Source organism: Paracoccus beibuensis (assembly GCF_026162625.1).
Lineage (GTDB): Bacteria > Pseudomonadota > Alphaproteobacteria > Rhodobacterales > Rhodobacteraceae > Paracoccus > Paracoccus beibuensis.
Window position 1 is genome coordinate 93,598 of record NZ_JAOTBD010000003.1, and the last position, 25,843, is coordinate 119,440.

Annotated in this window: 24 protein-coding genes; 11 read left to right on the top strand and 13 right to left on the bottom strand. The window is 68.1% G+C overall.

Translation table 11 applies throughout. From position 1 onward, the window contains the following. Nucleotides 1–7: 7 nt before the first annotated feature. Nucleotides 8–1,261 carry a sarcosine oxidase subunit beta family protein gene (locus tag OC159_RS03290; protein WP_265499727.1) on the bottom strand — a complete coding sequence of 418 codons (1,254 nt, stop codon included), beginning with the start codon at nt 1,259–1,261 and terminating at the stop codon, nt 8–10. A 98-nt stretch (nt 1,262–1,359) separates the two neighbouring features. On the opposite strand from OC159_RS03290, the gene OC159_RS03295 reads away from it, so the two are divergent. Beyond that, complete coding sequence (locus tag OC159_RS03295; protein WP_265499728.1) at nt 1,360–2,349, top strand: GlxA family transcriptional regulator; 990 nt, start codon at nt 1,360–1,362, stop codon at nt 2,347–2,349. 3 nt (nt 2,350–2,352) lie between these two features. Here OC159_RS03295 and OC159_RS03300 read toward each other — a convergent pair whose 3' ends face one another. From OC159_RS03300 to OC159_RS03320, 5 genes are read right to left on the bottom strand one after another with little or no spacing between them, the layout of a single operon-like run. Further along, nucleotides 2,353–4,059 carry an ABC transporter permease gene (locus OC159_RS03300; RefSeq protein ID WP_265499729.1) on the bottom strand — a complete coding sequence of 569 codons (1,707 nt, stop codon included), beginning with the start codon at nt 4,057–4,059 and terminating at the stop codon, nt 2,353–2,355. Further along, nucleotides 4,049–5,020: an ABC transporter substrate-binding protein gene (locus OC159_RS03305; protein ID WP_265499730.1), complete on the bottom strand. Its 972-nt coding sequence runs from the start codon at nt 5,018–5,020 to the stop codon at nt 4,049–4,051. The genes OC159_RS03300 and OC159_RS03305 overlap by 11 nt, the downstream gene beginning before the upstream one ends. Next, nucleotides 5,017–5,610: a histidine phosphatase family protein gene (locus OC159_RS03310; RefSeq protein ID WP_265499731.1), complete on the bottom strand. Its 594-nt coding sequence runs from the start codon at nt 5,608–5,610 to the stop codon at nt 5,017–5,019. Before OC159_RS03310 ends, OC159_RS03305 begins: the two co-directional genes overlap by 4 nt. Further along, nucleotides 5,607–6,680: an MBL fold metallo-hydrolase gene (locus tag OC159_RS03315; protein WP_265499732.1), complete on the bottom strand. Its 1,074-nt coding sequence runs from the start codon at nt 6,678–6,680 to the stop codon at nt 5,607–5,609. Before OC159_RS03315 ends, OC159_RS03310 begins: the two co-directional genes overlap by 4 nt. Further along, nucleotides 6,673–7,773 (bottom strand): ABC transporter ATP-binding protein, encoded by a 1,101-nt coding sequence (locus OC159_RS03320; RefSeq protein ID WP_265499733.1) that lies wholly within the window; start codon nt 7,771–7,773, stop codon nt 6,673–6,675. Before OC159_RS03320 ends, OC159_RS03315 begins: the two co-directional genes overlap by 8 nt. Nucleotides 7,774–7,929: 156 nt before the next feature. Between OC159_RS03320 and OC159_RS03325 the strand changes: the two genes are divergently transcribed. Then, nucleotides 7,930–9,174, top strand: a complete 1,245-nt coding sequence (locus tag OC159_RS03325) for a cation:proton antiporter domain-containing protein (RefSeq protein WP_265499734.1) — start codon at nt 7,930–7,932, stop codon at nt 9,172–9,174. On the opposite strand, the gene OC159_RS03330 is transcribed toward OC159_RS03325, so the two are convergent. From OC159_RS03330 to OC159_RS03360, 7 genes are read right to left on the bottom strand one after another with little or no spacing between them, the layout of a single operon-like run. Next, complete coding sequence (locus OC159_RS03330; protein WP_265499735.1) at nt 9,126–9,992, bottom strand: c-type cytochrome; 867 nt, start codon at nt 9,990–9,992, stop codon at nt 9,126–9,128. The two genes, OC159_RS03325 and OC159_RS03330, sit on opposite strands and share 49 nt — an antisense overlap. Further along, nucleotides 9,989–10,342 carry a c-type cytochrome gene (locus OC159_RS03335; protein ID WP_265499736.1) on the bottom strand — a complete coding sequence of 118 codons (354 nt, stop codon included), beginning with the start codon at nt 10,340–10,342 and terminating at the stop codon, nt 9,989–9,991. The genes OC159_RS03330 and OC159_RS03335 overlap by 4 nt, the downstream gene beginning before the upstream one ends. Further along, nucleotides 10,339–11,193: a cytochrome c oxidase assembly protein gene (locus OC159_RS03340; RefSeq protein ID WP_265499737.1), complete on the bottom strand. Its 855-nt coding sequence runs from the start codon at nt 11,191–11,193 to the stop codon at nt 10,339–10,341. Before OC159_RS03340 ends, OC159_RS03335 begins: the two co-directional genes overlap by 4 nt. 2 nt (nt 11,194–11,195) lie before the next feature. Next, the gene (locus OC159_RS03345) at nt 11,196–11,615 is read right to left on the bottom strand and encodes a hypothetical protein (protein ID WP_265499738.1); all 420 of its coding nucleotides are present in this window, start codon (nt 11,613–11,615) and stop codon (nt 11,196–11,198) included. Then, nucleotides 11,612–12,217 carry a cytochrome c oxidase subunit 3 gene (locus OC159_RS03350; RefSeq protein ID WP_265499839.1) on the bottom strand — a complete coding sequence of 202 codons (606 nt, stop codon included), beginning with the start codon at nt 12,215–12,217 and terminating at the stop codon, nt 11,612–11,614. The genes OC159_RS03345 and OC159_RS03350 overlap by 4 nt, the downstream gene beginning before the upstream one ends. 2 nt (nt 12,218–12,219) lie before the next feature. After that, the gene (gene ctaD / locus OC159_RS03355) at nt 12,220–14,139 is read right to left on the bottom strand and encodes a cytochrome c oxidase subunit I (protein WP_265499739.1); all 1,920 of its coding nucleotides are present in this window, start codon (nt 14,137–14,139) and stop codon (nt 12,220–12,222) included. Continuing rightward, the gene (locus OC159_RS03360; RefSeq protein WP_265499740.1) at nt 14,136–15,101 is read right to left on the bottom strand and encodes a cytochrome c oxidase subunit II; all 966 of its coding nucleotides are present in this window, start codon (nt 15,099–15,101) and stop codon (nt 14,136–14,138) included. Before OC159_RS03360 ends, ctaD begins: the two co-directional genes overlap by 4 nt. 397 nt (nt 15,102–15,498) lie before the next feature. Here OC159_RS03360 and OC159_RS03365 point away from each other — a divergent pair, with 397 nt between their 5' ends. The 9 genes from OC159_RS03365 to OC159_RS03405 all read left to right on the top strand — a co-directional run bounded on the left by OC159_RS03365 (nt 15,499) and on the right by OC159_RS03405 (nt 25,836). Next, nucleotides 15,499–16,542 carry an NAD(P)-dependent alcohol dehydrogenase gene (locus tag OC159_RS03365; protein ID WP_265499741.1) on the top strand — a complete coding sequence of 348 codons (1,044 nt, stop codon included), beginning with the start codon at nt 15,499–15,501 and terminating at the stop codon, nt 16,540–16,542. Nucleotides 16,543–16,552: 10 nt separating this feature from the next. Continuing rightward, nucleotides 16,553–18,001: a xylulokinase gene (gene xylB / locus OC159_RS03370; RefSeq protein WP_265499742.1), complete on the top strand. Its 1,449-nt coding sequence runs from the start codon at nt 16,553–16,555 to the stop codon at nt 17,999–18,001. Nucleotides 18,002–18,271: 270 nt separating this feature from the next. After that, complete coding sequence (locus OC159_RS03375) at nt 18,272–19,156, top strand: AraC family transcriptional regulator (protein WP_265499743.1); 885 nt, start codon at nt 18,272–18,274, stop codon at nt 19,154–19,156. A gap of 69 nt (nt 19,157–19,225) precedes the next feature. Further along, nucleotides 19,226–20,143, top strand: a complete 918-nt coding sequence (locus OC159_RS03380) for an ABC transporter substrate-binding protein (RefSeq protein ID WP_265499744.1) — start codon at nt 19,226–19,228, stop codon at nt 20,141–20,143. 61 nt (nt 20,144–20,204) lie between these two features. Next, nucleotides 20,205–21,707, top strand: coding sequence for a sugar ABC transporter ATP-binding protein (locus OC159_RS03385; RefSeq protein WP_265499745.1), 1,503 nt, complete (start codon nt 20,205–20,207; stop codon nt 21,705–21,707). Continuing rightward, nucleotides 21,697–22,680, top strand: coding sequence for an ABC transporter permease (locus OC159_RS03390; protein WP_265499746.1), 984 nt, complete (start codon nt 21,697–21,699; stop codon nt 22,678–22,680). The genes OC159_RS03385 and OC159_RS03390 overlap by 11 nt, the downstream gene beginning before the upstream one ends. Then, nucleotides 22,680–24,305 (top strand): FGGY-family carbohydrate kinase, encoded by a 1,626-nt coding sequence (locus OC159_RS03395; protein WP_265499840.1) that lies wholly within the window; start codon nt 22,680–22,682, stop codon nt 24,303–24,305. Before OC159_RS03390 ends, OC159_RS03395 begins: the two co-directional genes overlap by 1 nt. 30 nt (nt 24,306–24,335) lie before the next feature. Further along, nucleotides 24,336–25,061, top strand: coding sequence for an SDR family oxidoreductase (locus tag OC159_RS03400; RefSeq protein ID WP_322626707.1), 726 nt, complete (start codon nt 24,336–24,338; stop codon nt 25,059–25,061). Nucleotides 25,062–25,107: 46 nt separating this feature from the next. Beyond that, nucleotides 25,108–25,836 carry an SDR family oxidoreductase gene (locus OC159_RS03405; RefSeq protein WP_265499748.1) on the top strand — a complete coding sequence of 243 codons (729 nt, stop codon included), beginning with the start codon at nt 25,108–25,110 and terminating at the stop codon, nt 25,834–25,836. Nucleotides 25,837–25,843: the final 7 nt, after the last annotated feature.

Consider the following 25,843-nt stretch of genomic DNA (forward strand, 5'->3'; position numbering starts at 1 on the left):
GGGCCTCTCAGTGCGCGACGGCGGCGGCGGCGGCTTCGTCGATCAGACGGCCGGTGGTGAAGCGTTCAAGGGTGAATGGCGCGTTGATCGGGTGAGGCTCGTCCTTGGCGACGGTCCAGGCCAGCGTATGTGCAGCGCCCGGCGTGGCCTTGAAGCCGCCCGTGCCCCAGCCGCAGTTGACATACAGGCCCTTGACCGGCGTCTTGCCCAGGATCGCGCTGCGGTCCGGCGTCACGTCCACGATGCCCCCCCATTTCCGCAGCATCCGCATGCGGTTGAAGATCGGGAAGACCTCGCAGATGGCCGCCACCGTGTGCTCGATCAGCGGCAGACCGCCGCGCTGGCTATAGCTGGTGTACTGATCGGTGCCCGAGCCGATGACCAGTTCGCCCTTGTCCGACTGGCTGATATAGGCGTGGACGGTGTTCGACATCACGACGCAGGGGAAGATAGGCTTCACCGGCTCGCTGACCAGCGCCTGCAGCGGAAAGCTTTCCAGCGGCATCCGTACGCCCGCGCTGTCCATGACGACGCTGGTGTTGCCGGCGGCCGACACCGCGACCTTCCTGGCCTTGATGAAGCCCTTGGCGGTGTCCACGCCCTGCACCGCACCGTCGGGCCCGCGACGGATCGCGATGACCGGGCAGTTCTGGATGATGTCCACCCCGCGCGCGGCGGCGGCACGGGCATAGCCCCAGGCCACCGCGTCGTGGCGCGCCGTGCCCGCCCGCATCTGCAGCGCCGCGCCCATCACCGGATAGCGCGCGTCGGGGCTGATGTTCAGCGGCGGGCAGAAGGCCTTGGCCTCCTCCTTCGACAGCCAGCGGTTGTCGACGCCGTTCAGGCGGTTGGCGTGGATGTGGCGCTGGAAGGACTGCACGTCATGGACGTTGTGCGCCAGCATCATCACGCCGCGCTTGGAATACATGACGTTGTAGTTCAGCTTCTGCGAGAGGTTCTCCCACAGGTCCAGGGCGTGATCGTAAAGGCGCGCGCTTTCGTCATACAGATAGTTCGACCGGATGATGGTCGTGTTGCGGCCCGTGTTGCCGCCGCCCAGCCAGCCCTTGTCGATCACCGCGACATTGGTGATGCCGTGTTCCTTGGCCAGATAATAGGCCGCGCCCAGGCCGTGGCCACCCGCGCCGACGATGACGACGTCATATTCGGCCTTGGGCTGGCTGTCGGGCCACTGTTCGCGCCAGCCCTTGTGGCCGGTCAGCGCGTTCCTGAGCAGGGACATCGCAGAGAAATGTGACATGGCGCGGGTCCTTCGGGCGGTGACGGTTCCGCGCTTTGTGACAGAACATGACGCCGACTCACTGTAGAACTGCGTCATGTTCATGTTATCTTTGCGCCATGCCATCATCTGATTCCGCCCCCGGCCTGCGCGTCGGCTTTATCCTCGCCCGACGCTTCACGCTGTCGGCCTTCGCGAACTTCATCGACGTCCTGCGGCTGGCCGCGGACGAAGGCGACCGTTCGCGCCCGATCCGCTGCAGCTGGAGCGTGCTGTCGACCAGCCGTGACCCCGTGAGGTCCAGCTGCGGCATCGCAGTGACGCCCGACGAACGGCTGGGGGACCCGTCGCGCTTCGACTATGTCGTGGTGGTCGGCGGGCTGATCGACCAGGCCGAACGGCTGGACCCGGAACAGGAGGCGTTCCTGAATCGCGCGGCACGGGCGGGCGTGGCGCTGGTCGGCGTCTGCACCGGGGCGTTCCTTCTGCACCGGGCGGGGCTGATGAACGGCTATCGCTGCTGCGTCAGCTGGTTTCATCACGACGATTTTCTGGAAAGGTTCGACGGGCTGGTGCCGGTGTCGGACCGCATCTTCGTCGTCGACCGCGACCGGCTGACCTGTTCGGGCGGGGCCAGTTCCGCCCATCTGGCGGCCCTGCTGGTCGAGCGTCACATCGGCCGCGCCGCCGCGCGGAAAAGCCTGCACATCATGATCATCGACGAGGCAATGGCCGCTGACCAGCCTCAGCCTGGCCTGCCGCTGGAACTGACCAGCCGCGACCCCTTGGTGCGGCGCGCACTGCTGATGGTGCAGCAGAACCTGGACGACCCGCCATCGGTCGCCGAGATGGCCGAGCGTCTGCAGGTCAGCCGCCGCAAGCTGGAGCGGCACTTCACCGAAAAGCTGGGCATGTCGCCCTCGGACGCGTTCCTGCGGGTCAGGCTGTCGCAGGTGCGGCTGCTGCTGGGAAGGTCGGACCGGACGATCAGCCAGATCGCCGCCGAAACCGGGTTCTGCGACGCCTCGCACCTGATCCGGATCTTCCGCGACAAGGTGGGCACCACGCCCGAGGCGTGGCGGCAGGAACAGCTGCCCAAGGCCGGCTGAGCGTCAGCCGCGCCACGGCAGAACGTCGCCGCCGCGCCGCCCCAGCAGGTCGGCCAGTGCGCAAAGCGCGAACAGCAGCAAGGTCGACAGCACCGACACGGCGGCCGCGGCGGTCGAGTTCCCCTCGTACTGCAGGGAAAAGACCATGACCCCGATCGTTTCTTGCCCCGACGACCACAGCAGCGCGGACAGCGTCAGCTCGTTCATGGCGGTCATCACGATCAGGACTGCGCCTGCCAGCGCGGCGGGCAGGACCGAGGGTGCGAAGATCCGGCCAAGGCGGACGGAGAGGCCGATACCCGCAATACGCGCGGCCTCGTCCAAAGCCGGGTCGCCGCCCTGCGCCGCTGCCGCCACGGGCCGCAGCACCAGCGGCAGGAACCGCGCCAGATAGGCGATCAGGATGATCGCCGCCGTACCATAGAGCGACACCCCGATCCCCGGCAGAGGGGGCAGGAAAGCCAGGATCATGGCCAGCGCGACCACCGTGCCGGGCACGACCCAGGGCGCCTCGGCCAGCAGATCGATGGCCGCCACCGCCGGGCCGGGACGGTGCGTGGCCAGATAGGCCAGCGGCAGCGCCACCAGCGCGCAGATCAACGCCGCCGCGCATGACAGCATCAGCGAATTGGCGAAGGCCCGCGCCACGGCATCGTTGGCCAAGACCGCGCGATACTGCTCGAGGCTTGCGACTTCGACCGAAAAGGGCACGCCGATTGCGGGCACCAGCGAGGTCAGGACCAGCGCCGTCAGCGGCAGCACGGCGATGACCAGCACAGCCGCCCACATCAGCCCCTGAGCCCAGAGAGGCGCGCGGCGGCCGGACCGGAAGCGGCGCCCGTCCTCGATCCGCATGGTCAGGTGGCGCATCAGTAGGCCGCGCAGCGCCAGCGCCGCCACCGCCATCAGCGTCAGGATCAGCGCCAGCACCGCGACTTGGCCCGCAGCCGAGGGTCCGAAACCGTTCAGCCGCTGATAGATCAGCGTCGTCAGCATCGGCACGCGCCCCGGAATGCCCAGCAGCGCCGGAACGCCGAAGTTGCCGACCGCCGCCGTGAAGGCCAGAAGCGCCCCCGCCAGCGCCGAGGGCAGGGTGACTGGCAGGATGATCCGCGCCAGCACCAGCCGGGGCGCGATGGCGGCGATGCGCGCGGCCTCGACCAGGTCGGCGGGCAGCGACTTCAGCGCGGCGCGGATGGCGATGAAGACCAGGGGCATGTGCTCGATCCCCATGACCAGCGCGATCCCGAAACCGGAATAGAGCGGGTTGCCGCTGCCCGGCGCGGGTGCAAGGCCCAGTGGCGACAGGATGGGGGACTGCGTGCCCAGAAGCTCGATCCAGGCCAACGCGGTCACCTGGGACGGGATGATCAGTGGCATCAGGATCAGGAAGGACAGCGCCGCGCGAAAAGCCATCCGCAACAGCCCCACCGCCAGCGCCAGCGCGCCCCCAAGCGTCACGGACACCGCGACCGACATCAGCGACAGGGTCAGCGTGTTCCAGAACGCCCGGCCGGTCGCCCGCGACGACAGCGTGTCACGCATGACGCCCAGCAGCTGACCTTCGTCGCCCGGCCGGAACGCGGTCAGCAGCAGCTGCCCAAGCGGCCAGATCGTGATCAGCCCGACATAGGCGCAAAGGGCGATGGCAAGCAGGCGCTCGCCACCGCCGGTCCTCTGGTCGCCAAGAAGGCGCAGTTCAGCCGCCATAGAGGTCGGCGAAGTTCTGCTTGACCTCTTCGCCGTCGGCCAGAAGCCTGGGGTTGTCGGCCTCGATCATCGTCAGCGTGGCGGGGTCGGGATAGCCTGCCGGCACCTCCATGCCTTTCAGCAGCGGGAAATAGCCCTGTCCGACCGACTGCGCCTGCGCGGCCTGCGACAGCTGCCAGTCGACAAAGGCTTTCGCGGCATCGGGTGCGTCGGTGCCGGCCATGATCGCCACCGGCTGCGTCACCGCCGTCACGCCTTCGGATGGAAAGACGAAGTCGACCGGAGAGCCCTGCTCCTTGGCGTTCATCGCCATGTATTCGACCAGAACGCCATAGGCCTTTTCGCCCCGCGCCACGGCTTCCAGCACGGTGCCGTTGCCCTGGCCCGCCACGGCGCCACCATCGGCCATCGCCTCCATGAAGTCCCAGCCCATGTCCGGCTGCTGGACCAGCGTGCCGACATGGATCGCCGCCGCACCGGAATAGAGCGGCGAAGGCATGATCGTCTGGTTGGCGACCTCTGGTTTCGCCAGATCCGCCCACGCGGTCGGCGGCGTGTCGACCAGATCGGTGTTATAGACGATGCCGGTGGTGATCAGCTTCGTGGGGAAGAACATCCGGTCGCCATCCAGCAGCGCGGGCGCGATGCCGTCGGTCGGGGCCTCGGGGTAAGCCATCAGCCGCTCTTCCTGCTTCAGCTGTGTCATCGCCACCGCGTCGGCGATCAACAGCACGTCGGCGGGCGATCCGCCGGCGGCAAATTCGGCCTGCAGCTTGGCCATCACCTCGGTCGTGCCGGACCGGAACAGCTCGACCGCGATCTCTGGGTGCTCCTTGTTGAAGGCGGCGATGACGTCCGTCATCTGCTCCTGCGGCTGCGAGGTATAGACGGTCAGCGTCTCGGCCTGGGCGGACAGGGCCAGGCCGGTCAGGGCTGTCGACAGAAGAATGGTGCGGGTCATGCGATCCTCTTGGGGTTGAAACTGGAGGTGTCGGGAGCCGTTCGCGGCTGCGTGGCGGACCATCGGCCGGCATCGTCGCGGGACAGGGTGATCAGCGCACAGTTGCCCGGACGCCGGAAGGGCAGGTCCAGCAGGGCAAAGATCTCGCGCACGGTGCCGGAATGAGCGACGATCAGGGGCGGGTCCTCGCCCGCGTCCGGCGCGGCGATGGCGGCCACACCGGCGCGGATCCGGTTGCGGAACGCCTGCAGGCCTTCGCCGCCGTCAGGTGTCGCGGCGCGGACGAGGACTGCGCGGGGCTGACCCTCCCAGACGCCCCAGTCGCGTTCGGCCAGCAGCGGCGCTTCCTCGATCCGCAGTCCGGGGCGCTGGTCCGCGATGGTCGTCGCCGTCTGGCGCGCGCGCAGCATGGTCGAAACAATCAGCCGCCCGACGGGCAGGTGCCGCCAGGCCAGCGCGGCATCCCGGGCCTGCCGCTGGCCCAGTTCGCCGAGCGGCACGTCGGTTGCGCCGCAGACCAGGTCGGCGGCGTTCAGCGCCGTCTGGCCGTGCCGCAGAAGGTGGAAGTGCGGATGGTCGAGAAGGCTCACCACGCAAGCCTTCCGCCGGGGGCGATGGGCCAGCCGCTGGCCGCCCGCAGCCGGCAAAGCGTGCCGGGGTCGCAGAAGGCGGCGATCATCGTTCGGGGGGCGCAGGCCCTGACGATGTCGTTGGCCCCGCTGAACGAGGGATGGACGTTCCAACGGTAGAATTCCGCGCGGCCCTGCGACAGCAGATCCTCGGCCGGGCTGCCTTCGGCGACATGGCCGGTCAAGACGATCCTTCCACCGCCGTCCTGCGCAATCCGCTGCGCCAGCACGGCAGCGGTGCCGCGCTCGGCATTGGGACCGGCCGCGATCATGATCCCCGCGATGGCCGAGTCGTCTTCCAGTTCACCGGCATGCTGCAGAAGGTGGTCCAGCGCGACGACGCTGCCGGCGGTCAGCCATTCAGGGAAGTCGAGCAGCCGCCGGATGACCTTGCGGTGGGACGCGCAGATCGACACGGGCAGGCCGCGCCGAAGGAAGGTCCATGCCATCTCCAGCCCGCGGCCGCCAGCGGGGCAGGGGAACAGCACCGGCTGGTCGGCCAGCGCCAGGATGGTCTGGGTCTGGCGCCGCAGCGTCTCGCCCGCCGCCCCGTAGGAGGCGTCCAGCACCAGCGCCCGTGCGGCGGGCGGTGGCTGGAACTGGAAAAGCACGCTCTCGGCGCTGATGTCGCCGGTATAGAGAAGCCCGCCTTCGCCGCCGATGCGCATCCAGACGGCGCCGGGGGCATGGCCCGCGGCGCCCGTCAGCAGCGGCAGCCCGCAAATCTGCGTCACCCCATCAAGCGCCGTCGCCTGCTGCAGCGCAGGGTCGCGGGCCAGCGCGATGGTGGGCGTCGTTGCGTACAGCGGCGGCTTGCCCAGCCCTTCCCACAGCTCCAGCCCGCCGGTGTGGTCGGCGTGGCCGTGGCTGAAGAGAATGGCATCGATGGGCGGCAGGCCGCCAGGTTCGGGCAGCGTCGCGCCGTCGGGGCCGCGCCCCAGGTCCAGCAGCAGGTTACGCCCCTCCATCTGAAGCAGGAAGCAGGCCGGCCCCTTGACGCCGACGCCAGAAATCGCGTGCAGCTCAGGCATGGGCGTGCACCATGGCAGCCGGGGCGGTCCGCCGCGGGCCCTGGGGGTCGCGGTCGATGACCCAGCCGCCGGTGATGTCGATGCCGATCCGGCTCTGGACGGGCAGCGGCCGGTCGACAGCCACGGACAGCGAATCGACCTCCAGGCCCTGCGGCAGGACATGGGTCAGGTAGCGGCCGTGGAGGAAGGTCTGTGACAGGACTTCGGCCTGCAGGTGGCCCCGCCCCTCCGCCTGGCGCAGGTCCGCCCGATGCAGGCACAGCCAGCCGCGGCCTGGCCGCGCGCTGCCGGGAAGGGACAGGGCGCCGTCCCCAACCGTCAGGTCGCACCGGCCATCGCGCACCGTGGCGACCGTCACCGGCAGCGTGATCCCGTGGTCGATGAACCGGGCGACCATGGGCGTCGCCGGACGACGATAGAGATCCTCGGGCGTGCCGACCTGCTGGATGCGTCCGTCGTCCATGACCGCGATGTGGCTGGCGACGGCCATCGCCTCGTCCTGGTCATGGGTCACCAGCACGAAGGTCGTGCCGGTCGCGGCGTGAAGGCGCCGGAACTCGGCCAGCATCCGGTGGCGCAGATGCGCGTCCAGGTTCGCCAGCGGCTCGTCCAGCAGCAGCAGCGACGGGCGCAACGCCAGCGATCGGGCCAGCGCCACCCGCTGGCGTTGCCCGCCCGACAGCTCGTGCGGGCGGCGGTCGGCAAGGTGGACAAGGCCCATGGCCCGCAGCATCTCTTCGACCCGGGCGTTCCGGTCGGCCGCGGGCAGGCGGCGGGCCTTCAGCGCGAATTCGACATTGCCGCGCGCCGTCATGTTCGGCCAGAGCGCGTAGGACTGGAAGACCATTCCCAGATTGCGATCCTCGGGCGGAACGAAGCGGTTCGGCCCCAGGATCATCCGGTCGCCGAAATGCAGCTGCCCCGCATCCGGGACCTCCAGCCCCGCGATCAGGCGCAGAAGCGTGGTCTTGCCGCAGCCCGACGGACCCAGCAGCGCAAGAAACGCGCCCTCGGGCAGGTCGAGGTCGATATCATGCAGCACACGGGTGCGATCGAATGATTTTGCCAGACCGCTGGCACGGATATGGGGCATTGCCGACACCTTTCGTCGCGCGACCTACGGGGCCAACATGACTGCCCCGCGACATACACATGAAACTCTGATGACTGCGGACCGGGTTCCCGCGGGGGCGCATCGGAACATCGACGGGATGCTGCGGTTGGTCAGGCGGACATGGAGAGGTGCGTCGTGAAGACGATCTATCAGGTGATGCTGTTGCTCGCGGCGGTGCCGCTGGTGCTGGGAATGGTCTCGGCCATGCTGGAGCGGTCGTGGATCTCGACCCCGATCCTGGCGACAACGGCGGGCATCCTGGCCGGACCGGCGGTTGCCGGCTGGATTCAGCCGCAGGACTGGCCGCATCTCCACACCATCCTGAAAGAGGCCGCGCGCATCACCATCGCGGTCAGCGTACTGGGCATCGCGATCCGCACCCCGCCCGAAAGCTGGCGACGGGCGGCGCGGCCGACTGCGTTGCTGCTGACGCTGGGGATGGCGGGGATGTGGGCGATGTCCAGCTTGGTGGCCTGGGGGGGGCTGGGGGCTGGCGCCGCGACGGCGCTGCTGATCGGGGCGATCCTGACGCCGACGGACCCGGTCGTGGCAACCTCGATCGTGACGGGTCCCTTCGCTGAGGGGATCCTGCCGGACCGGCTGCGCAGCACCCTGTCGCTGGAATCGGGCGCCAATGACGGGCTGGGCTACCTGTTCGTCATGCTGCCGCTGACGGTGATCCTGGAGCGGCACGACCTGGATGCGGCCCGGGTGGCGCTGATCCTGTTCAAGGAGGTTCTGGGCGCTGCCCTTCTGGGCCTGGCGGCGGGCTGGCTGGTGGCGCAGACATTGAAGATCTCGGACCGCCACAAGCTGGCCGAGCAGCATTCCTTCCACGGCCTCACGATCGCGCTGTCGCTGGTGGCGCTGGCGCTGGCGCGCGTGGTCGGTGTCGATGACATTCTTGCCGCCTTTTCCGCAGGCGCGGGCTTCTGCTTCTTCGCCAATCGGCGCGAGGATTTCGAGGAGCAGTCGGTGCAGGAAACCATCAGCAAGCTGCTGACGGTGCCGATCTTCACCCTGTTCGGGCTGGCCATTCCCTGGGGCGGGTGGGCCGGTATCGGCTGGCCGCTGCTGGTGCTGGTCGGAGGAATCCTGCTGCTGCGCCGGCCCCCGGTGGTGGCGGCGCTGTCCCCGATGCTGGGGGCGGGCCTGCGCCGGCGCGACCTCATGTTCGCGGGCTGGTTCGCGCCCATCGGCGTGGCCGCGATGTTCTACAGCCTCGATGCCGCAGAGAAGACGGGCGACATGATCTACTGGCACGTGGCCAGTGCGATGGTCGCGGCCTCGATCCTGATCCACGGGGTGACGGCGGCCCCGGCGGTCAGGCGCTATCGCTCGGCTTCCGGGGGGCCGGGCAGGTCTGGCGGCGACAGCTGATAGAGATAGGCGGCCATGTCGGCCGCCACGTCGGCGGGCACGTCCAGGTCGGGCATCGCGCTGAGCGGATCGACCTCTTGCGGGTTCATGATCCAGCGGACCATGTTCTCGGGCGTGTTGGGCAGCACCCCCGCGACATAGCGGCGGGAGCCCGCGCGATCCAGCCGGGGACCGACCCGCACGTCGCGGCCCACCAGGCCGGGGATGATGTGGCAGGACCGGCAGGCGTATTGCTGCATCAGTCGCCGGCCCCGGTCGGGATTCAGGAACCCGTCGGAGGTCTTGGGGAATTCTGGCGCGGCGCTGTCGCCGGCCTCGCGCAGCAGCGCCTGGTATTCGACGGGCGACAGGTCGGGCAGCGCCTCGACCAGCGCGGTGACGTCCCACATCTGCGCCTCGGACATGCGCTGCTGCCAAGCGGGCATGCCGCTCATCTTGAGGCCTTCGCTGACGAAGCGATAGATCTCTGCCGGAGAGCGGTGCATCGCCATGTCCACGGGGCTTGTCGGCACGGGCAGCATGGCCAGCGCGAAATCCTCGGGCGGCAGGCCGGGGGCGCCGTGGCAGCGGGCGCAGTTTTCCTGGAACAGCGCGGCGTTGCGCGGCGTGGCGCGCGGCGCGAAGCCATCGGGAATGTCGATGCCAGCCGCATCGACTGCGATCACCGCGTCGCGGCCAAGCGCGATGGCGCCATAGACCCAGGCCGGGTGCTGCCGGATCGCCGACAGGTTGTAGAATTCGCCCAGAAGCAGCGCGCCTGCGCCAGCCGCCGCGATGGAGCCGGTCGAGATCAGGAAGGCGCTCAGCCAGCGTTTCATCGCGCCCCCCCGTGGTCCAGCAGATAGAGCGCGATCAGCCGCGCCTCGCTTTCCGTGACGCCAAGCTCGGGCATCGCGGTCAGCGGGTCGATGCGGCGCGGGTCCATGATGAAGGCGGTCAGCATGTCGGCGGTGTTGGGCACCACCCCCGCGACATAGGCCTTCTGCGCCTGTCCCGTCAGCGGCGGGCCGGTGTTCGACGCGGGGCCGGGCATGCCCGGCACGACATGGCAGGACCAGCACCCGTACGAGGTCAACAGCGCGCGCGCCTGCGCCGTCTCATCCTGCGACAGCTGGCCTGCCGGTTGGCAAAACCCGAGCGCCAGCGAGAAGAGCAGCGGCGTCTTCACCTTGCGGTCCTCTGCATGCGGCGGTCGGAATCTGACAGCAGCCGCGCCATCAGCGCGACGGCGGTGCCGATGAAGATCGCGCAGCAGGGAACCCACATGATCAGCCCGCCCAGCTGCTGGTCCTGCATCCGGTCCAGCCCCCAGGCGCCCCCGCCATAGGCCGGGTACCACAGCACCTGCGACGTGGTCAGCAAGGCCGCCAGCGCGCAGGACTGCACGGCGGTCGCGAAGACGGCAATGAAGGCGCCGCCGCGGCTCTCGGCGCGCGGGCGCTCCAGCACGGCGTGCCAGAACAGCATTGCCGCGCCAAGAAAGCAGAAATGCTGCACCGCGTGGATGGCATCCGACCGCAGCGCCGCCTGGTGCAGCGGCGGCAGGTGCCATCCCCAGAGGACGACGAAATAGGTGATCCACGCGCCCAACGGATGCGCCAGCCCACGCCAGGGCAGGGCGGTCCCCGCCCGCGCCAGCCGCCCCCGCCAGGACTGCGGCGCGGCCCACAGCGCCGCCAGCCCCGGCCGCCCCAGCACCATCAGCGGCGCGGCGATCAGCATCAGCGCGAAATGCTGGATCATGTGTGCCGTCAGCAGCAGCTTCGTCAGGTCGGACAGGCGCGACAGCAGCAGGACTGCGGCCAGCAGGAAGCCACCGGCGAACAGCGCCGCCCGCGTCCGGGTGATCCCGCGTCCGGGCCCGCCCTGTCGCCACAGCCGCGCCAGGCCCGCGGCATAGATCGCGCCACCAAGAACCAGCGGAACAATTGCCCAGGTGTCATTGACCGGCGCGGCATGGTCAGCATGGGCCAGCGCGGCAGTGGGAAGAAACAGCAGGACAGTGGCAAGGACTCTCATCTTCAGACTCCCGTGCAGAGGTCGATCCAGAAGGACCCGGCATATTCGACAAGGATCCCCCCGCAGGCCGCAGCGCAGAGCATGAAGCCGACCAGGGCCATCATGCGCAGACGCTCGGCGCTGCGGTGGGGGCGGACCTTGCGGCCGCGATGCAGCGCATGCAGGGCCGCGCCGAAGCCGATGAAGCAGAGCGTCAACACCACGGCGGTCAGCACGTGATAGGGCCAGCGGACATGGAACTCGCACAGCCAGGGCGCCATCGCATAGCCGCCGCCCTGGTGCAGCGCCCAGGCCATCGGCGCCAGGAACCAGCCGACCCAGGGGGTCAACGCCTCGCGCCCCTCCTGGTGGGCCAGGATCAGGTCGCTGTTGTCGTCGTCGCGTGTCTCGGGCAGCCGGTGGCTTTCGGGCTTGCGGGTCATGACAGCACCCGCGGCACCCAGTAGAGCACCAGGTAGATCGGCAGGAACACCGCGGCAACGAAGTACCAGTAGAGCGTGTCCACCACGACCCCCAGTTGCCGTTCCGGCGTGAAGTAGCCGCGCCAGGCCAGCACCGACACGACCACCGTGCCAAGGATGGCCGAGACGACATGGGTGTAGTGAAACCCCGTGATCGTCCACAGCATCGAGCCATATGCGTGGTCGTCCCACCGGATGTCCAGGGCGGTGAACTGCACCGAGCGCGCCACCAGCGCCAGCGACGCGATCGCCACGCTGGCCGTCACTCCGATCGCCAGCTGCCGCTTGCGCCCAGCATCCGAGCCCTTGCCGGCCCACCACATCGTCCAGCTGCTGGCCGGCAGCAGGCACAGGACTACCGTGGGCCAGAACAGGTCCGGCGGATCGACGCCCTCGGGCGGCCAGGCGGGCGACTGCAGCGCCAGATAGAAATAGCTGGTCAGCAGCGTGGCGACCACCGCGGCCTCGATCGCCACGGCGCCGAGGACGCCCCACCACAGCGGATGGTGATGCGGGTCGAAGGACGGATGCTCGGACGCATCGACGGTCACGCGGACATGCATGATCACTTCTCCCGATAGGGGTGGCGGGGCCAGAACCACAGCACGAAGGTGACAAAGATGGCGAGGATGCCGAAGACATAGAACCACGGGCTGAAGATCAGGCCGATGAAGCCGACCGAGGCCGCGACCGCGGACACGAAGGGCCAGGGCGTCGGGCCGGGCAGCACCTGGACCATGGCCGGACGCGCATCCAGAAGCGTCGTCACCAGCGTCTCGCGCCGGTCGTCGCGCAGCCCGCCGACGACGGGGCGCTCGTCGTCCTGCTGCCAGTCCCAGATCGGCGTGTGGCTGTCGACGACCGGAGGCTGCGGAAAGTTGCTGTTCAGCGGCGGCGACGCCGTGGCCCATTCCAGCGTCGTCGCGTTCCACGGGTTGTCGCCGGCGACCTCGCCCCGGAAGACGCTGCGGACCGCGTTGATCAGCGTCAGCCCGAAGCCCGCCGCCAGCACGAACGACCCCACGGTGGCTAGCTGGTTCAGGAACTGCCAGCCCATCTCGGGGACATAGGTGTAGACGCGGCGCGGCATCCCCTCCAGCCCCAGCTGGTGCATGGGAAAGAACGCCAGGTTGAAGCCCAGGAAGATCAGCAGGCAGCTCCACCGGCCGAGGCGTTCGGACATCATCCGCCCGGTCAGCTTGGGGAACCAGTAGTACAGCCCCGCCGTCAGCGGGAAGACCGCGCCGCCCACCAGCACGTAGTGGAAATGCGCCACCACGAAATAGCTGTCGTGGACCTGCCGGTCGAAGGGCACGGACGCGACCATGACGCCGGTCAGGCCGCCCGCAATGAAGACCGCGAAGAAGCCGAAGACGAACAGCATCGGCGTTGCGAAGCGGATCTTCGTGCCCCACATGGTCGCGATCCAGCAGAAGATCTGCACGCCCGACGGTATCGCGATCATCGACGACGCCGCCATGAAGAAGCTGCGCCCCATCAGCGGCAGGCCGGTCGTGTACATGTGGTGGACCCACAGTCCGAAGGACACCATGCCGATGCCCACCATCGCCAGCACCAGCGCAGTATAGCCGAAGACGGGGCGCTGCGTGAAGGTGACAATGATCGTGGTCACGATGCCTAGGGCGGGAACCAGGATGATATAGACCTCGGGGTGTCCGAAGAACCAGAAGAGGTGCTGCCAGAGCAGGGGCGAGCCGCCGCCCTCGGTCACGAAGAACTGCGTGTCGACCAGCCGGTCCATCATCAGCATCGCGGACGCCACGATGACCGAAGGCATCGCGAAGAGCATCATGAACGACATGACCAGCACCGCCCAGACAAAGATCGGCATTCGGTTCAGCGACATGCCGGGGGCACGCAGCTTGAAGATCGTGACGATCAGCTCGACCGCCGCGGTCAGGGCCGACACCTCGATGAAGGTGATCATCGTGGTCCAGATGTCGACGCCATAGCCGGGCGCGAATTCCTTGTTCGATAGGGGCACATAGTTGAACCAGCCCGCATTCGGCGCCATGCCGAAGAACAGCGACAGGAAGAACGCCGTTCCGCCGATCAGGTAGACATAGTACCCGAAGGCGTTCAGGCGCGGGAAAGCCATGTCGCGGGCGCCCAGCATCAGGGGGGCGACGTAGATCGCCAGCCCCTCCATCGCCGGGATCGCGAAAAGGAACATCATCGCGGTGCCGTGAACGGTCATGAACTGGTTGTACTGTTCCGGTGTCAGCAGGCCGTTCAGCGGCACCAGAAGCTGCAGCCGCATGGCCAGCGCCAGGACGCCCGACAGCAGGAAGAACACGAAAGATGTCACGATGAACCGGCGCCCGATCGCGGTGTGGTTCACGGGCATGAACCAGCCCAGAAAGCCCTTGGGCGAGGCCCATGTGGCCTCGATCCGCGCCAGCCGCTGGCGGCTTTCGTCGTCCGTGCGTTCCCGCAGGTCCAGCGCGGGGCTGTCATCGGTCATTCCAGCGCCTCCAGATAGGTCAGCAGGGCGTTCAGGTCGTCGGGCGGCGGGGCGAAGGCGGGCATCAGCGCGCCGGGCTTGATGTCCTGCGGGCTGGTGATCCAGCCGCCCAGGTTCCCGCGAGAGTTCGGGATGGTCGCCGCCGCCAGCGTCTGGCGCGAGGCCAGGTGCGTCAGGTCGGGGCCCTTCTGCCCATCGGCTGGCGTTCCGCGGATGGCGTGGCAGTCGCCGCAGCCGAGGTCCATGAAGACTTGCAGTCCGCGCCCCTCGGTCACCGCCGCATCGCTTGCCTGCGCCTCCAGCCAGCGGGCGAAGTCGTCCACCGGACGAGCCTCGACAACGAAACCCATCAGGCCGTGCTGAAGGCCGCAGAACTCGGCGCATTGGCCGCGCCAGCGCCCCGCGGCCTCGGGTTCGGCATAGAGCGTGTTCACCTTGCCGGGGATCAGGTCGGTCTTGCCCTGGATGTTCGGTGCCCAGAAGCTGTGGATGACGTTGTCGGACATCAGCCGCAGGGTGCTGCGATGGCCCGCAGGCAGGTGCAGTTCGTTGGCGGTGGTGGCGACGACGTTGCCGTCGCGGTCCATGTACCGGAACTCCCACCACCAGCGCTTGCCGTGGACCTCGATGACGGGACCTGCGATGCCCGCCTCGCCCTCGACCTCATCGCCGATCATGACGCCCGACAGGCTGACCGCGACGATGGCGGCGATGGGCGCGATGACGCCGCCGATCACCACCATGATGGTCGCGTTCCGGAACGAGATCCGCCGCGCCTCGCGCCCGTGGCGCAGGGCGATGCCGGTGATCAGCATGCCGATGGTGACGATGAAGATGAAAGCGGCGGTCGCGAACATCCACCAGGCGAGGTCCGCGACCATCCGCGCATCCTCGCTGGCGGGCGAGAGGACGGACTGCACCCCCTCGCATCCCGACAGCGCCAGCACTGCCGCCGTCAGCACGGTGCAGCGAGAACTTGCCAGGGGCCTTCTGCTGGTGCGGCGCTCAGGCCGCATGCGTGGCTGTCTTGTAACGGCACGCCACGGCGTCCGGATAAATGTTCTGGTACGCCGCGAGGGCTGTCATCCTCTTGCTCTCCTCAAGATTTGATCCGGTCGTGACCAGCGGCTGGTCGTCCGGCTGCGCTAACAAGGACGCGCGCCAATTGTTCCTGACCGCAACCTTGCGGCCCGGGCGCATGCAGTTCGCTTGACCCGGCCAATAGTTTTTTTACTGTCGGGGAAATTTATGCGGCGGCGGCTATCCCGCACCGTTTACTGGGTGCCGCATTGGTGATGCTGCATCGCCAACGGTCCTGCACCACGCCACCCGGACCGCCGGCTTCAAGGAGGAGATCCCATGCCGACTTCACTGGTTCTCGAACGCAAGGGTCAGCTGTCGATGCGCGACATCGCGCTGGACACGGACCTGGGTCCGTCCGACGTCCGGATCGCCGTCCGCACCGTCGGTGTCTGCGGGTCGGACGTGCATTATTACACCCACGGCAAGATCGGCCCCTTCATCGTGAATGAGCCGATGGTCCTGGGCCACGAGGCGTCCGGCATCGTGATCGAGGTCGGCGACCAGGTTCGCCACCTGTCCGTCGGCGACCGCGTCTGCATGGAGCCTGGCATCCCCGACCCGACGTCACGGGCGTCCAAGATGGGCATCTACAACGTCGATCCGGCCGTGCGATTCTGGGCCACGCCCCCCGTCCACGGCTGTCTGACGCCCGAAATCGTGCACCCCGCCGCCTTCACCTATCGGCTGCCCGACAACGTGTCCTTCGCGGAAGGCGCGATGGTCGAGCCCTTCGCCATCGGCATGCAGGCCGCCATGCGGGCGCGCATCCAGCCCGGCGACATCGGGATGGTCACCGGTGCAGGCCCCATCGGCATGATGACCGCGCTGGCCGCGCTGGCCGGCGGTTGCGCCAAGGTCTACGTCAGCGACCTGGCCCAACCCAAGCTGGACATCATCGGCGCCTATCCCGGCATCGAGACCATCAACATTCGCGAAACCCCCGCGGCCGAGGCAACTGCCAAGGCGACCGACGGCTGGGGGGCGGATGTCGTGTTCGAATGTTCGGGCGCGGCGCCCGCCGTCCTGGGCGTGCCGCAGCTTGCGCGTCCGGGCGGAGCCATCGTCCTCGTCGGCATGCCGGTCGATCCGGTGCCTTTCGACATCGTGGGCCTTCAGGCGAAGGAGCTGCGGGTCGAAACGGTCTTCCGGTATGCCAACGTCTATGACCGCGCGATCTCGCTGATCGGGGCGGGCAAGGTCGACCTGAAGCCGCTGATCTCTCTGACGGTGCCGTTCAAGGACAGCATCGCCGCCTTCGACCGCGCGGTCGAGGGGCGCGAGACCGACGTCAAGATCCAGATCGAAATGCCGGCCGAATAAGGGAATCTCCATGTATCTTGGACTGGATATCGGCACCTCGGGCGTCAAGGCGATCCTGCTGGACGGCACCTTCGCCGAGATCGGCGCGGCCCATGCCGCGCTGACCGTGTCGCGCCCCGCGCCCGGCTGGTCCGAGCAGGACCCCGACAGCTGGATCACGGCCTGCGAAAGCGCCATCGGCGAACTGGCCACGGCGCAGCCCGACGCAATGGCGGCGCTGCGGGGCATCGGCCTGTCGGGTCACATGCACGGTGCGACGCTGCTGGACGCATCCGACCGGCCGCTGCGCCCCTGCATCCTGTGGAACGACGGCCGATCTGCCGCGCAATGCGCCGAACTTGAGGGCAAGGCGGATTTCCGCGGCATCGGCGGCAACATCGTCATGGCGGGCTTTACCGCGCCGAAGCTGCTCTGGGTCGCGCAGAACGAGCCCGGCATCTTTGCCCGCACGGCCAAGGTGCTGCTGCCCAAGGACTATGTCCGGCTGTGGCTGACCGGCGACCACGTGTCAGAGATGTCGGACGCCGCCGGCACGCTTTGGCTGGACGTCAAGCGCCGCGACTGGTCGGACGAGCTGCTGGCCGCGACGGGCCTGTCGCGCGGGCACATGCCTGCCCTTGTCGAAGGCTCGGCCGTGTCCGGCACGCTGCGCGCCGAACTGGCGCAGCGGTGGGGCGTGCCGCAGGTGCCGGTGGCGGGTGGCGGCGGCGACAATGCCGCGACCGCATGCGGAATGGGGATCGTGGCGCCGGGGACCGGGTTCCTGTCGCTGGGAACCTCGGGCGTGCTCTTTGCCGCAACAGACAGCTTTGCACCGAACACGCAGGACGCGGTTCACGCTTTCTGCCACGCGGTGCCGGACACCTGGCACCAGATGGGCGTGTTCCTGTCCGCGACCGACGGCCTGACATGGCTGTCAGAGATCGCCGGCCGACCCGTCGCGGACCTGGCGGGGCTGCTGCCCGCGCAGGTCACCGCGCCCGCGCGCGCAGGCTTCCTGCCGTATCTGTCGGGCGAGCGGACGCCGCACAACGACCCGGGCGCGACGGCGGCCTTCTGGGGGGTGACGCGCGGGACCGGTCTGCCCGACCTTGTGCAGTCGGTGATGGAGGGCGTGGCGATGGCCTTCGCCGACTGCGACCGCGCCATGCGCGCCGCCGGGTCGGAAATGGACGCCGCCTATGTCGTGGGCGGTGGGGCACGGTCCGACCAGTGGCTGCAGATCATCGCGGCGGTGACTGGGCTGACGCTGCTTAAGCCCCGATCCGGTGATCTTGGTGCCGCATTGGGGGCGGCGCGTCTTGCAGCGGCCTGTGCCGAAGGTGAAGTCTCGGACCGGATCTTCGCCGCGCCCGAGATCGCAGGCGAGGTCGCGCCCGATCCCAACCTCTCTGCGCGCTATGCAGAAAAGTACGATGTGTTCCGCCGGGCCTATCCGCAGTTGCGCAGCCTGCACTAGCACTTTTGGGCCGGTGCCGAACCGCTATCCGACTGGATGAACACCCAAAGGCACGCTGCAGCGCAGCGTGCCTTTGCAATTGCGGCTTCGCCTTCCGCGTGTGCGCAAATTCCAGGCTGATGAAATCCGGCTGTCTGATGTAAAAAAAGTATCGGAAGAAAGCGGCTGCAGTCGTGGCCTGCTCTGCCCATAGGGTGATACTTTCCGAGTCGGCGCCGACAGGGGGACGGCACCGCGAAAGCGGGCCGCGCCGGTGCGGAAGGGGGGAAGATGCAACCTGATCTGGAACTGGTGCATATCCGCAAGGGTGAATCCTTCGCCGCGTGGAAGCATGGCTATCCGTTCCGGACGGTGCGGTGGCACTTTCATCCCGAATACGAAATCCACCTGGTCGTGGCGACGACCGGCAAGTTCTATATCGGCGATCACGTCGGAGAGTTCGGCCCCGGCCAGCTGATCATGACCGGCCCGAACCTGCCGCAGAACTGGATCAGCGCCATCGGCATGGACGAGGTCGTGCCGCAGCGGACCGAGGTGATCCAGTTCCCCGAAAGCTTCATCGAGAACGCGCGCCAGGCCTTCCCCGAGATGGAGGCCGTGCGTCACCTTCTGGAACGCAGCCGCCGCGGCATCCTGTTCGACGACGCCACCAGCCGCGCCGTCCGTCCGCTGATCGGCGACCTGATCGAGGTGCGCGGTGTCCGCCGGCTGGGGCTGTTCTTCCAGATTCTCGACCTGCTGGCGAACGCTCCCAAGTCGCAGACGCTGGCCAGCCTCAGCTTCGTTCTGGACCTGGAGCGGGCCGAGGAATCCGACATGAACCGCGCCATCGGCCATCTGCGGGAAAACCTGCACGAACCGCTGAGCGAGACGGAACTGGCCGAACTGACCGGCCAGAGCCAGAGCGCCTTTTCGCGGTCCTTCAAGCGCCATACCGGGACGACGCTGGTGCGCTATCGCAACCAGCTGCGCATCGACCTGGCCTGCCACATGCTGCTGTCGGACCCCGACGCCAAGGTGGCCGACATCTGCTACGACGTCGGCTTTTCCAACCTGTCGAACTTCAACCGGCATTTTCTGAAACTGAAGAAGATGTCGCCGTCAGAGTTCCGCGCGACCTTCGCGGCCAATCGCACGATCCGCATGGCCAGCTGATCGCCCCGACCCATTCCCCCTGCGCAACCGCCGCCGGGGATCACCAGCTTCATCAACGGGAGGACCCTCATGAAGACCCTGCTCAAGACCGTATCCGTTGCCGCGCTCGGCGTTGCCGCCTCGGCCGGTTTCGCCGCCGCCCAGGACGATCAGCTGAAGATCGGCATGACGTTCCAGGAAATGAACAACCCCTATTTCGTGTCCATGCAGGAGGCCCTGAACGAGGCCGCCGCATCGATCGGCGCCGAGGTCATCGTGACCGACGCGGGCCATGACGTGGCTAAGCAGATCTCGGACGTCGAGGACATGCTGCAGCAGGACATCGACATCCTGCTGCTGAACCCGACCGACAGCGCCGGCGTCGAAGCCGCCGTGCGCATGGCCAAGGACCAGGGCGTGGTCGTGGTGGCGGTCGACGCCAACGCGAACGGCCCCGTGGACAGTTTCGTCGGTTCCAAGAACCGCGACGCGGGCTACCAGTCCTGCAACTACCTGGCCGAGGCGCTTGGCGGGCAGGGCGAAGTCGCGATCCTGGACGGCATCCCCGTCGTTCCGATCCTGGAGCGTGTCGAGGGCTGCAAGGAAGCGCTGGCCGAGCATGAGGGCATCACCCTGGTCGACACCCAGAACGGCCGCCAGGACCGCTCGGTCGCGCTCGGCGTGGTCGAGAACATGATCCAGTCGCACCCGAACCTGGCTGGCATCTTCTCGGTCAACGACGGTGGCGCGATGGGCGCCCTGGCCGCGATCCAGGGCTCGGGCCGCGACATCAAGCTGACCTCGGTCGACGGCGCGCCGGAAGCGGTGCAGGCCATCGCCGACGGCGGCCCGTTCATCGAGACGACCGCGCAGTTCCCGCGCGACCAGATTCGCGTTGGCCTCGGGATGGCGCTTGCCCAGCACTGGGGCGCCAGCGTGGTTCCGAAAGAGGTGCCGATCGATGTCCAGGTCGTCGATGCGGAGAGCGCCGCCGATTTCAGCTGGTAATCCGCTTTCAACCCGCCGCGCCCCCACCGGGCGCGGCATCACCGACCGGCAGGGGGGCGACATGCTTGAAATGAAGGATATCCGCAAGAGCTTCGGGCGGATCGAGGTCCTGCACGGCGTCGACCTGCAGGTGAACGCGGGCGAGGTGCACGCGCTTTTGGGTGAGAACGGCGCAGGCAAATCCACGCTGATGAAGATCGTGTCGGGCATCATCCAGCCCAGCAGCGGCACCATCATCGTCGACGGCAGCGAACGCCACTTCGCCAACTACGACGAGGCGATTGCCGCCGGCATCGGCATCGTCTTTCAGGAATTCAGCCTGATCCCCTATCTGAACGCCGTCGAGAACATGTTCCTCGCGCGCGAGATGAAGACTTCGCTTGGCCTTCTGGACCGCAAGGCGATGCGGCAACGCGCCGCCGCGATCCTGCGCAAGCTGGAGGTCGACCTACCGCTGGACGTGCCCGTCGCGCGCCTTTCGGTCGCCGAACAGCAGTTCGTGGAAATCGCGAAGGCCCTGTCGCTGGACGCCCGCATCCTTGTCCTGGACGAACCCACCGCCACCCTGACTCCGGTCGAGGTCGAGCACCTGTTCAAGGTCATGCGGGAACTCCGCGCGGCAGGCGTGGCCATCGTCTTCATCTCTCACCACCTGGAAGAGATATTCGAGATCTGCGACCGCATCACAGTCCTGCGCGACGGCGAACAGGTTGGCAGTTGCACCGTGGCCGAGACCGACATCGACCAGCTGGTCGAGATGATGGTCGGCCGCCGCATCGAGAACAGCTTTCCCCCGAAGCCCGCCGCCGACCCCGGCGCGAACGTCGTGCTGGAGGTCGAGGAGGTGCAGCTGCGCCGCGGGGGGCCCGTGTCGTCGTTCCAGCTGCGCGCGGGCGAGATCCTGGGTTTCGCCGGACTGGTCGGATCGGGACGCACGGAAACCGTGCTGTCGATCCTGGGCGCCTATCCGGCGGCTCGCTGCAAGGTCCGCGTGGACGGCGTCGAAAAGCGCCTGCGCGACCCGGCCGACGGGCTGGCCCACGGCATCGGCCTGCTGCCCGAAAGCCGCAAGGAGCAGGGGCTGGTGACCGAATTCTCGATCCTGCAGAACGTGTCGCTGAACAACTATGGAAAGTACCGCCAGGGCCACTGGTTCATCGACTTCAAGAAGGAACTGGCCTGCACCGAGGACGCCATGTCGCAGGTCCGCGTCAAGGCGCAGGGACCGCGGGCGCGGGTCGACACGCTGTCGGGCGGCAACCAGCAGAAGGTCGTGATCGCCCGCTGGCTGAACCACGACATGCAGATCCTGATCTTCGACGAACCGACGCGCGGCATCGACGTCGGCGCCAAGGCCGAGATCTATCAGCTGATGCGCGACTTCACCGCGCGCGGCTATGCCATCATCATGATTTCCTCGGAACTGCCGGAAGTCATCGGCATGTCCGACCGCGTCTGCGTCTTCCGTTCGGGCGGCATCGTCGCGACGGTTCAGGGCAGCGCCATCAATTCGGAAGAAATCATGACCCACGCAACCACCGGGAGGGTTCAACATGTCGCATGACGCCAACCTAGACGCCGCGTCGGCGGGCAGGGGCCGCAGGGCCGCCCTCGACTGGCTGCTCCATTCGCCGCTGGCCCTGCCGCTGGTCGGGCTGATCGTCGTATCGGTCCTGATGGGCTTTGCCAGCGACAACTTCTTCACCGTCGACAACATCCTGAACGTGCTGCGCCAGGTGTCGGTGGTGGGCATCCTGGCAGTGGGGATGACCTTCGTCATCCTGACCGGCGGGATCGACCTGTCGGTGGGCGCCGTCATGGCGCTGGCGGGCACGATGGCCGCAGGCATCATGGTCAACATGGGCCTGCCCGGAGGGATCGGGCTTCTGACCGCGTTGCTGGTCGGCCTGGGGCTTGGCCTCTTCAACGGGTTCATGGTGGCCTGGGGCAAGATGCCCTCGATCATCGTGACGCTGGCGACGATGGGCATCGCGCGCGGCCTGGGGCTGATCTATTCGGGCGGCTATCCGATCAGCGGTCTGCCGGGCTGGGTATCGTGGTTCGGCGTCGGGCGCGTCGGGATCATCCCGGTGCCGGTCATCATCATGCTGGTCATCTATGCCGTGGCGTGGGTGGTGCTGCAGCGCACCCCCTTCGGCCGCCACGTCTATGCCATCGGCGGCAATGAAACCGCCGCCCGCCTGTCGGGCGTCCGCACGCGGTCGGTCAAGCTGGCGGTCTTCGCCATTTCCGGCGTGACGGCGGCGCTGGCCTCGGTCGTGCTGACCGGCCGCCTGATGAGCGGTCAGCCCAATGCCGGCGTGGGCTTCGAGCTTGACGCCATCGCCGCCGTCGTCCTGGGCGGCACCGCCATCGCCGGCGGGCGCGGTCTGATCCTGGGCACGCTGATCGGCGCGGTGCTGCTGGGCATCCTGAACAACGGCCTGAACCTTGTCGGCATCAACCCCTACATGCAGGACGTCATCAAGGGCCTGATCATCCTGCTGGCGATCTATATCGGCCGGGAATGGCGCTGATGTCGCGGCACTTCGTCGGCATCGACGTCGGCACCGGGTCGGCGCGGGCGGGGGTCTTCGACGCCGCCGGCGCGATGCTGGCCAGCGCCAAGCGCGACATCGACCTGCACCGCCCGTCCGGCGACATCGCCGAACAGAGCAGCGAACAGGTCTGGACCGCCGTCTGCCAGTCCGTGCGCGAGGCCGTCCAGCGGTCGCGCGTCGACGCGGCCAGCATCGAAGGCATCGGCTTCGACGCCACCTGCTCGCTGGTCGTGCGCGGCGACGGGCCGCTGGGGGTCGGCGATGCCGCGCATCCTGAACGCGACATCATCGTCTGGATGGACCACCGCGCGGTTGAACAGGCCGCCCGGATCAACGCCGGCGGGCATGACGTCCTGCGCTATGTCGGCGGGCGCATCTCTCCGGAAATGGAGACGCCGAAGCTGTTGTGGCTGAAGGAGAACCGGCCCGAGGTCTTTGGGGCGGCGCGGCACTTCTTCGACCTGACGGACTTCCTGACCTGGAAGGCGTCCGGCAGCGAGGCGCGGTCCACCTGCACAGTGACCTGCAAGTGGACCTATCTGGCGCATGAGGCGCGGTGGGACGCCGACTACTTCCGCAGCATCGGCCTGGCCGAACTGGCGGACGAGGGCTTCACCCGTATCGGCACCGAGGTGGTCGAACCCGGGACACCACTTGCCAAGGGCCTGACGGCCGAGGCAGCGGAGGCGATGGGCCTGCGCCCGGGCATCGCGGTGGCAGCCGGCCTGATCGATGCCCATGCGGGTGGCGTCGGCACCGTCTGCGCGCGCGGTGGGGCCGAGGATCCGACGGCGTCCCTTGGCTATGTCTTCGGCACCTCGTCCTGCACGATGACGACGACGCGGGAACCGGCCTTCGTGCCGGGCGTCTGGGGGCCCTATTTCTCGGCCATGGTGCCCGGCGCCTGGCTGAACGAGGGCGGGCAATCCGTCGCCGGCGCGGCCATCGATCACCTTGTGTCCATGCACCCGGCCCACGCGCACGCGTTGGCCGCCGCGCAGGCCGAGGGCAAGTCGCTGCCCGAATGGCTGGCCGACGCGGCGCTGGCGCGTGCAGGCAGCGCGTCTCAGGCGGCCAGGCTTGCCGCGCATCTGCATGTCGTGCCCGAGTTTCTGGGCAACCGCGCACCCTTTGCCGATCCCCATGCCCGCGCGGTCGTCGCCGGGGTTGGGGCGGATACGAACGTCGATTCGCTGGTCGACCTCTATGTCGCGGGAATCTGCGGGTTGAGCTATGGCCTGCGCCAGATTGTCCAGACGCAGCGGGCGCATGGCGCGGGTGTCGAACGCATCGCCATCAGCGGCGGCGCCGGACGCCATCGGCTGATCCGCCAGATCCTGGCCGACGCCACCGACCTGCCCGTCGACGCCACCGCCAGCGAGGAACCTGTGCTGCTGGGATCGGCAATGCTCGGCGCGGTGGCGGCAGGCGCGTTCCCCGACCTTGCGACGGCGATGCCAGCCATGTCGGCTGTGCAGGTGACCTACCACCCCGACCAAGGGGTGCGGGCGCTGCATGTTGCGCGCTTCAGCGCCTTCCTGGCGCTGCAGGCGACCGCCCGCGACATCCGCGCCGCGACCGATGCCGCGCTTGCCGGCTGACCCCGACCTGTCCACATCATGAGGCATCAGATGCAATTCGAAGGAAAATCCGTCATCATCACCGGCGCGGGCAAGGGCATCGGCCGGGCCACGGCCCAGCTGCTGGCGGCGCGGGGGGCGAAGGTCCTCGCGATCAGCCGCACGCAGGGGGACCTCGACAGCCTTGGCCGAGAGACCGGCGCTGTTGGGGTCGCGGCGGACCTCTCCAGCGCCGCGGGCGCGCGGGACGCGATGGCGCAGGCGGGGACTTGCGACTTCCTGGTCAACTGCGCCGGCACGAACGTGCTGGAAAGCCTGCTGGACATGACCGACGACGGCTATGACGCCGTCATGAACATCAACCTGCGGACGGCGCTGGTCTGCGCGCAGGAATTCGCCCGCGCCCGCATCGCCGTCGGCGGCGGCGGGGCCATCGTCAACGTGACCAGCATCGCCGGCCATCGCGGCTTTCCCGACCACGTCTGCTATGCGGCGTCCAAGGCCGGGCTGGAGGGTGCGACCCGCGTCATGGCCAAGGAACTTGGCCCCCACGGCATCCGCGTCACCGCCATCGCCCCCACCGTCACCATGACCGAATTGGCGGCGGCCGCCTGGAGCGACCCGGCCAAGTCCGCCCCGATGATGTCGCGCCACCCGATGGGCCGATTCGCCGAGGCCGAGGACGTCGCCCGCAGCATCGCAGCGCTGCTGTCGGACGATGCAGCGATGGTTACCGGTGCCGTGCTGCCGCTGGACGGCGGCTTCCTGGCCGTCTGAACGCCACATCATTCGCGGGCCCTCCCGCAAGCTGAAGGAGACTGACATGTCCATCGAACTCGACGGCAAGATCGCCGCGATCACCGGGGCGGCCTCGGGGATCGGCTTGGCCACGACGCGTGCGCTGCTGGATGCCGGGGCCACCGTGGTCCTGGTGGACCGCAACAAGGACGCGCTGGACCAGCTGACCGCCGAACTGGGCCAGCGCGCCATCGCGCAGGTGACCGACCTTCTGGACGCGGACAGCTGCAACGCGATGGTGCCCGAGATCCTGCAAAAGGTCGACCACATCGACATCATGATCTGCAACGCCGGCAGCTATATTGGTGGCGACCTGGTCGACACCGACCCGGCCGCCATCGACCGGATGCTGAACCTGAACGTCAACGCGGTCATGAAGAACGTCCATGCCGTCGCGCCGCACATGACCCAACGCAAGACCGGCGACATCCTGGTCACCTGTTCCATCGCAGGGCACGCGCCCATCCATGTCGAGCCGGTCTATTCGGCGTCGAAATGGGCGGTGACGTGCTTCGTGCAGACCATGCGCCGCCAGCTGATGGGCCACGGCATCCGCGTGGGCCAGGTCTCGCCTGGTCCGGTCATTTCGGCCCTGCTGTCGGACTGGGAACCCGAGCGCCTGCAGCGCATGAAGGACGCCGGCGCCCTGATCGAGCCGACCGAGGTCTCGGACGCGCTGATGTTCATGCTGACGCGCCCGCGCAACGTCACGATCCGCGACATGATCGTGCTGCCCAGCAACTTCGACATCTAAGCATTGT

What these genes read in the sequence shown, in the direction of transcription:
- OC159_RS03305 (WP_265499730.1), bottom strand. Translation starts at nt 5,020, where the DNA reads ATGACCCGCACCATTCTTCTGTCGACAGCCCTGACCGGCCTGGCCCTG.
- OC159_RS03385 (WP_265499745.1), top strand. Translation starts at nt 20,205, where the DNA reads ATGCTTGAAATGAAGGATATCCGCAAGAGCTTCGGGCGGATCGAGGTC.
- OC159_RS03295 (WP_265499728.1), top strand. Translation starts at nt 1,360, where the DNA reads ATGCCATCATCTGATTCCGCCCCCGGCCTGCGCGTCGGCTTTATCCTC.
- OC159_RS03400 (WP_322626707.1), top strand. Translation starts at nt 24,336, where the DNA reads ATGCAATTCGAAGGAAAATCCGTCATCATCACCGGCGCGGGCAAGGGC.
- OC159_RS03375 (WP_265499743.1), top strand. Translation starts at nt 18,272, where the DNA reads ATGCAACCTGATCTGGAACTGGTGCATATCCGCAAGGGTGAATCCTTC.
- OC159_RS03405 (WP_265499748.1), top strand. Translation starts at nt 25,108, where the DNA reads ATGTCCATCGAACTCGACGGCAAGATCGCCGCGATCACCGGGGCGGCC.
- ctaD (WP_265499739.1), bottom strand. Translation starts at nt 14,139, where the DNA reads ATGACCGATGACAGCCCCGCGCTGGACCTGCGGGAACGCACGGACGAC.
- OC159_RS03290 (WP_265499727.1), bottom strand. Translation starts at nt 1,261, where the DNA reads ATGTCACATTTCTCTGCGATGTCCCTGCTCAGGAACGCGCTGACCGGC.
- OC159_RS03300 (WP_265499729.1), bottom strand. Translation starts at nt 4,059, where the DNA reads ATGGCGGCTGAACTGCGCCTTCTTGGCGACCAGAGGACCGGCGGTGGC.
- OC159_RS03365 (WP_265499741.1), top strand. Translation starts at nt 15,499, where the DNA reads ATGCCGACTTCACTGGTTCTCGAACGCAAGGGTCAGCTGTCGATGCGC.
- OC159_RS03320 (WP_265499733.1), bottom strand. Translation starts at nt 7,773, where the DNA reads ATGCCCCATATCCGTGCCAGCGGTCTGGCAAAATCATTCGATCGCACC.
- OC159_RS03380 (WP_265499744.1), top strand. Translation starts at nt 19,226, where the DNA reads ATGAAGACCCTGCTCAAGACCGTATCCGTTGCCGCGCTCGGCGTTGCC.
- OC159_RS03350 (WP_265499839.1), bottom strand. Translation starts at nt 12,217, where the DNA reads ATGCATGTCCGCGTGACCGTCGATGCGTCCGAGCATCCGTCCTTCGAC.
- OC159_RS03330 (WP_265499735.1), bottom strand. Translation starts at nt 9,992, where the DNA reads ATGAAACGCTGGCTGAGCGCCTTCCTGATCTCGACCGGCTCCATCGCG.
- OC159_RS03315 (WP_265499732.1), bottom strand. Translation starts at nt 6,680, where the DNA reads ATGCCTGAGCTGCACGCGATTTCTGGCGTCGGCGTCAAGGGGCCGGCC.
- xylB (WP_265499742.1), top strand. Translation starts at nt 16,553, where the DNA reads ATGTATCTTGGACTGGATATCGGCACCTCGGGCGTCAAGGCGATCCTG.
- OC159_RS03340 (WP_265499737.1), bottom strand. Translation starts at nt 11,193, where the DNA reads ATGAGAGTCCTTGCCACTGTCCTGCTGTTTCTTCCCACTGCCGCGCTG.
- OC159_RS03345 (WP_265499738.1), bottom strand. Translation starts at nt 11,615, where the DNA reads ATGACCCGCAAGCCCGAAAGCCACCGGCTGCCCGAGACACGCGACGAC.
- OC159_RS03390 (WP_265499746.1), top strand. Translation starts at nt 21,697, where the DNA reads ATGTCGCATGACGCCAACCTAGACGCCGCGTCGGCGGGCAGGGGCCGC.
- OC159_RS03395 (WP_265499840.1), top strand. Translation starts at nt 22,680, where the DNA reads ATGTCGCGGCACTTCGTCGGCATCGACGTCGGCACCGGGTCGGCGCGG.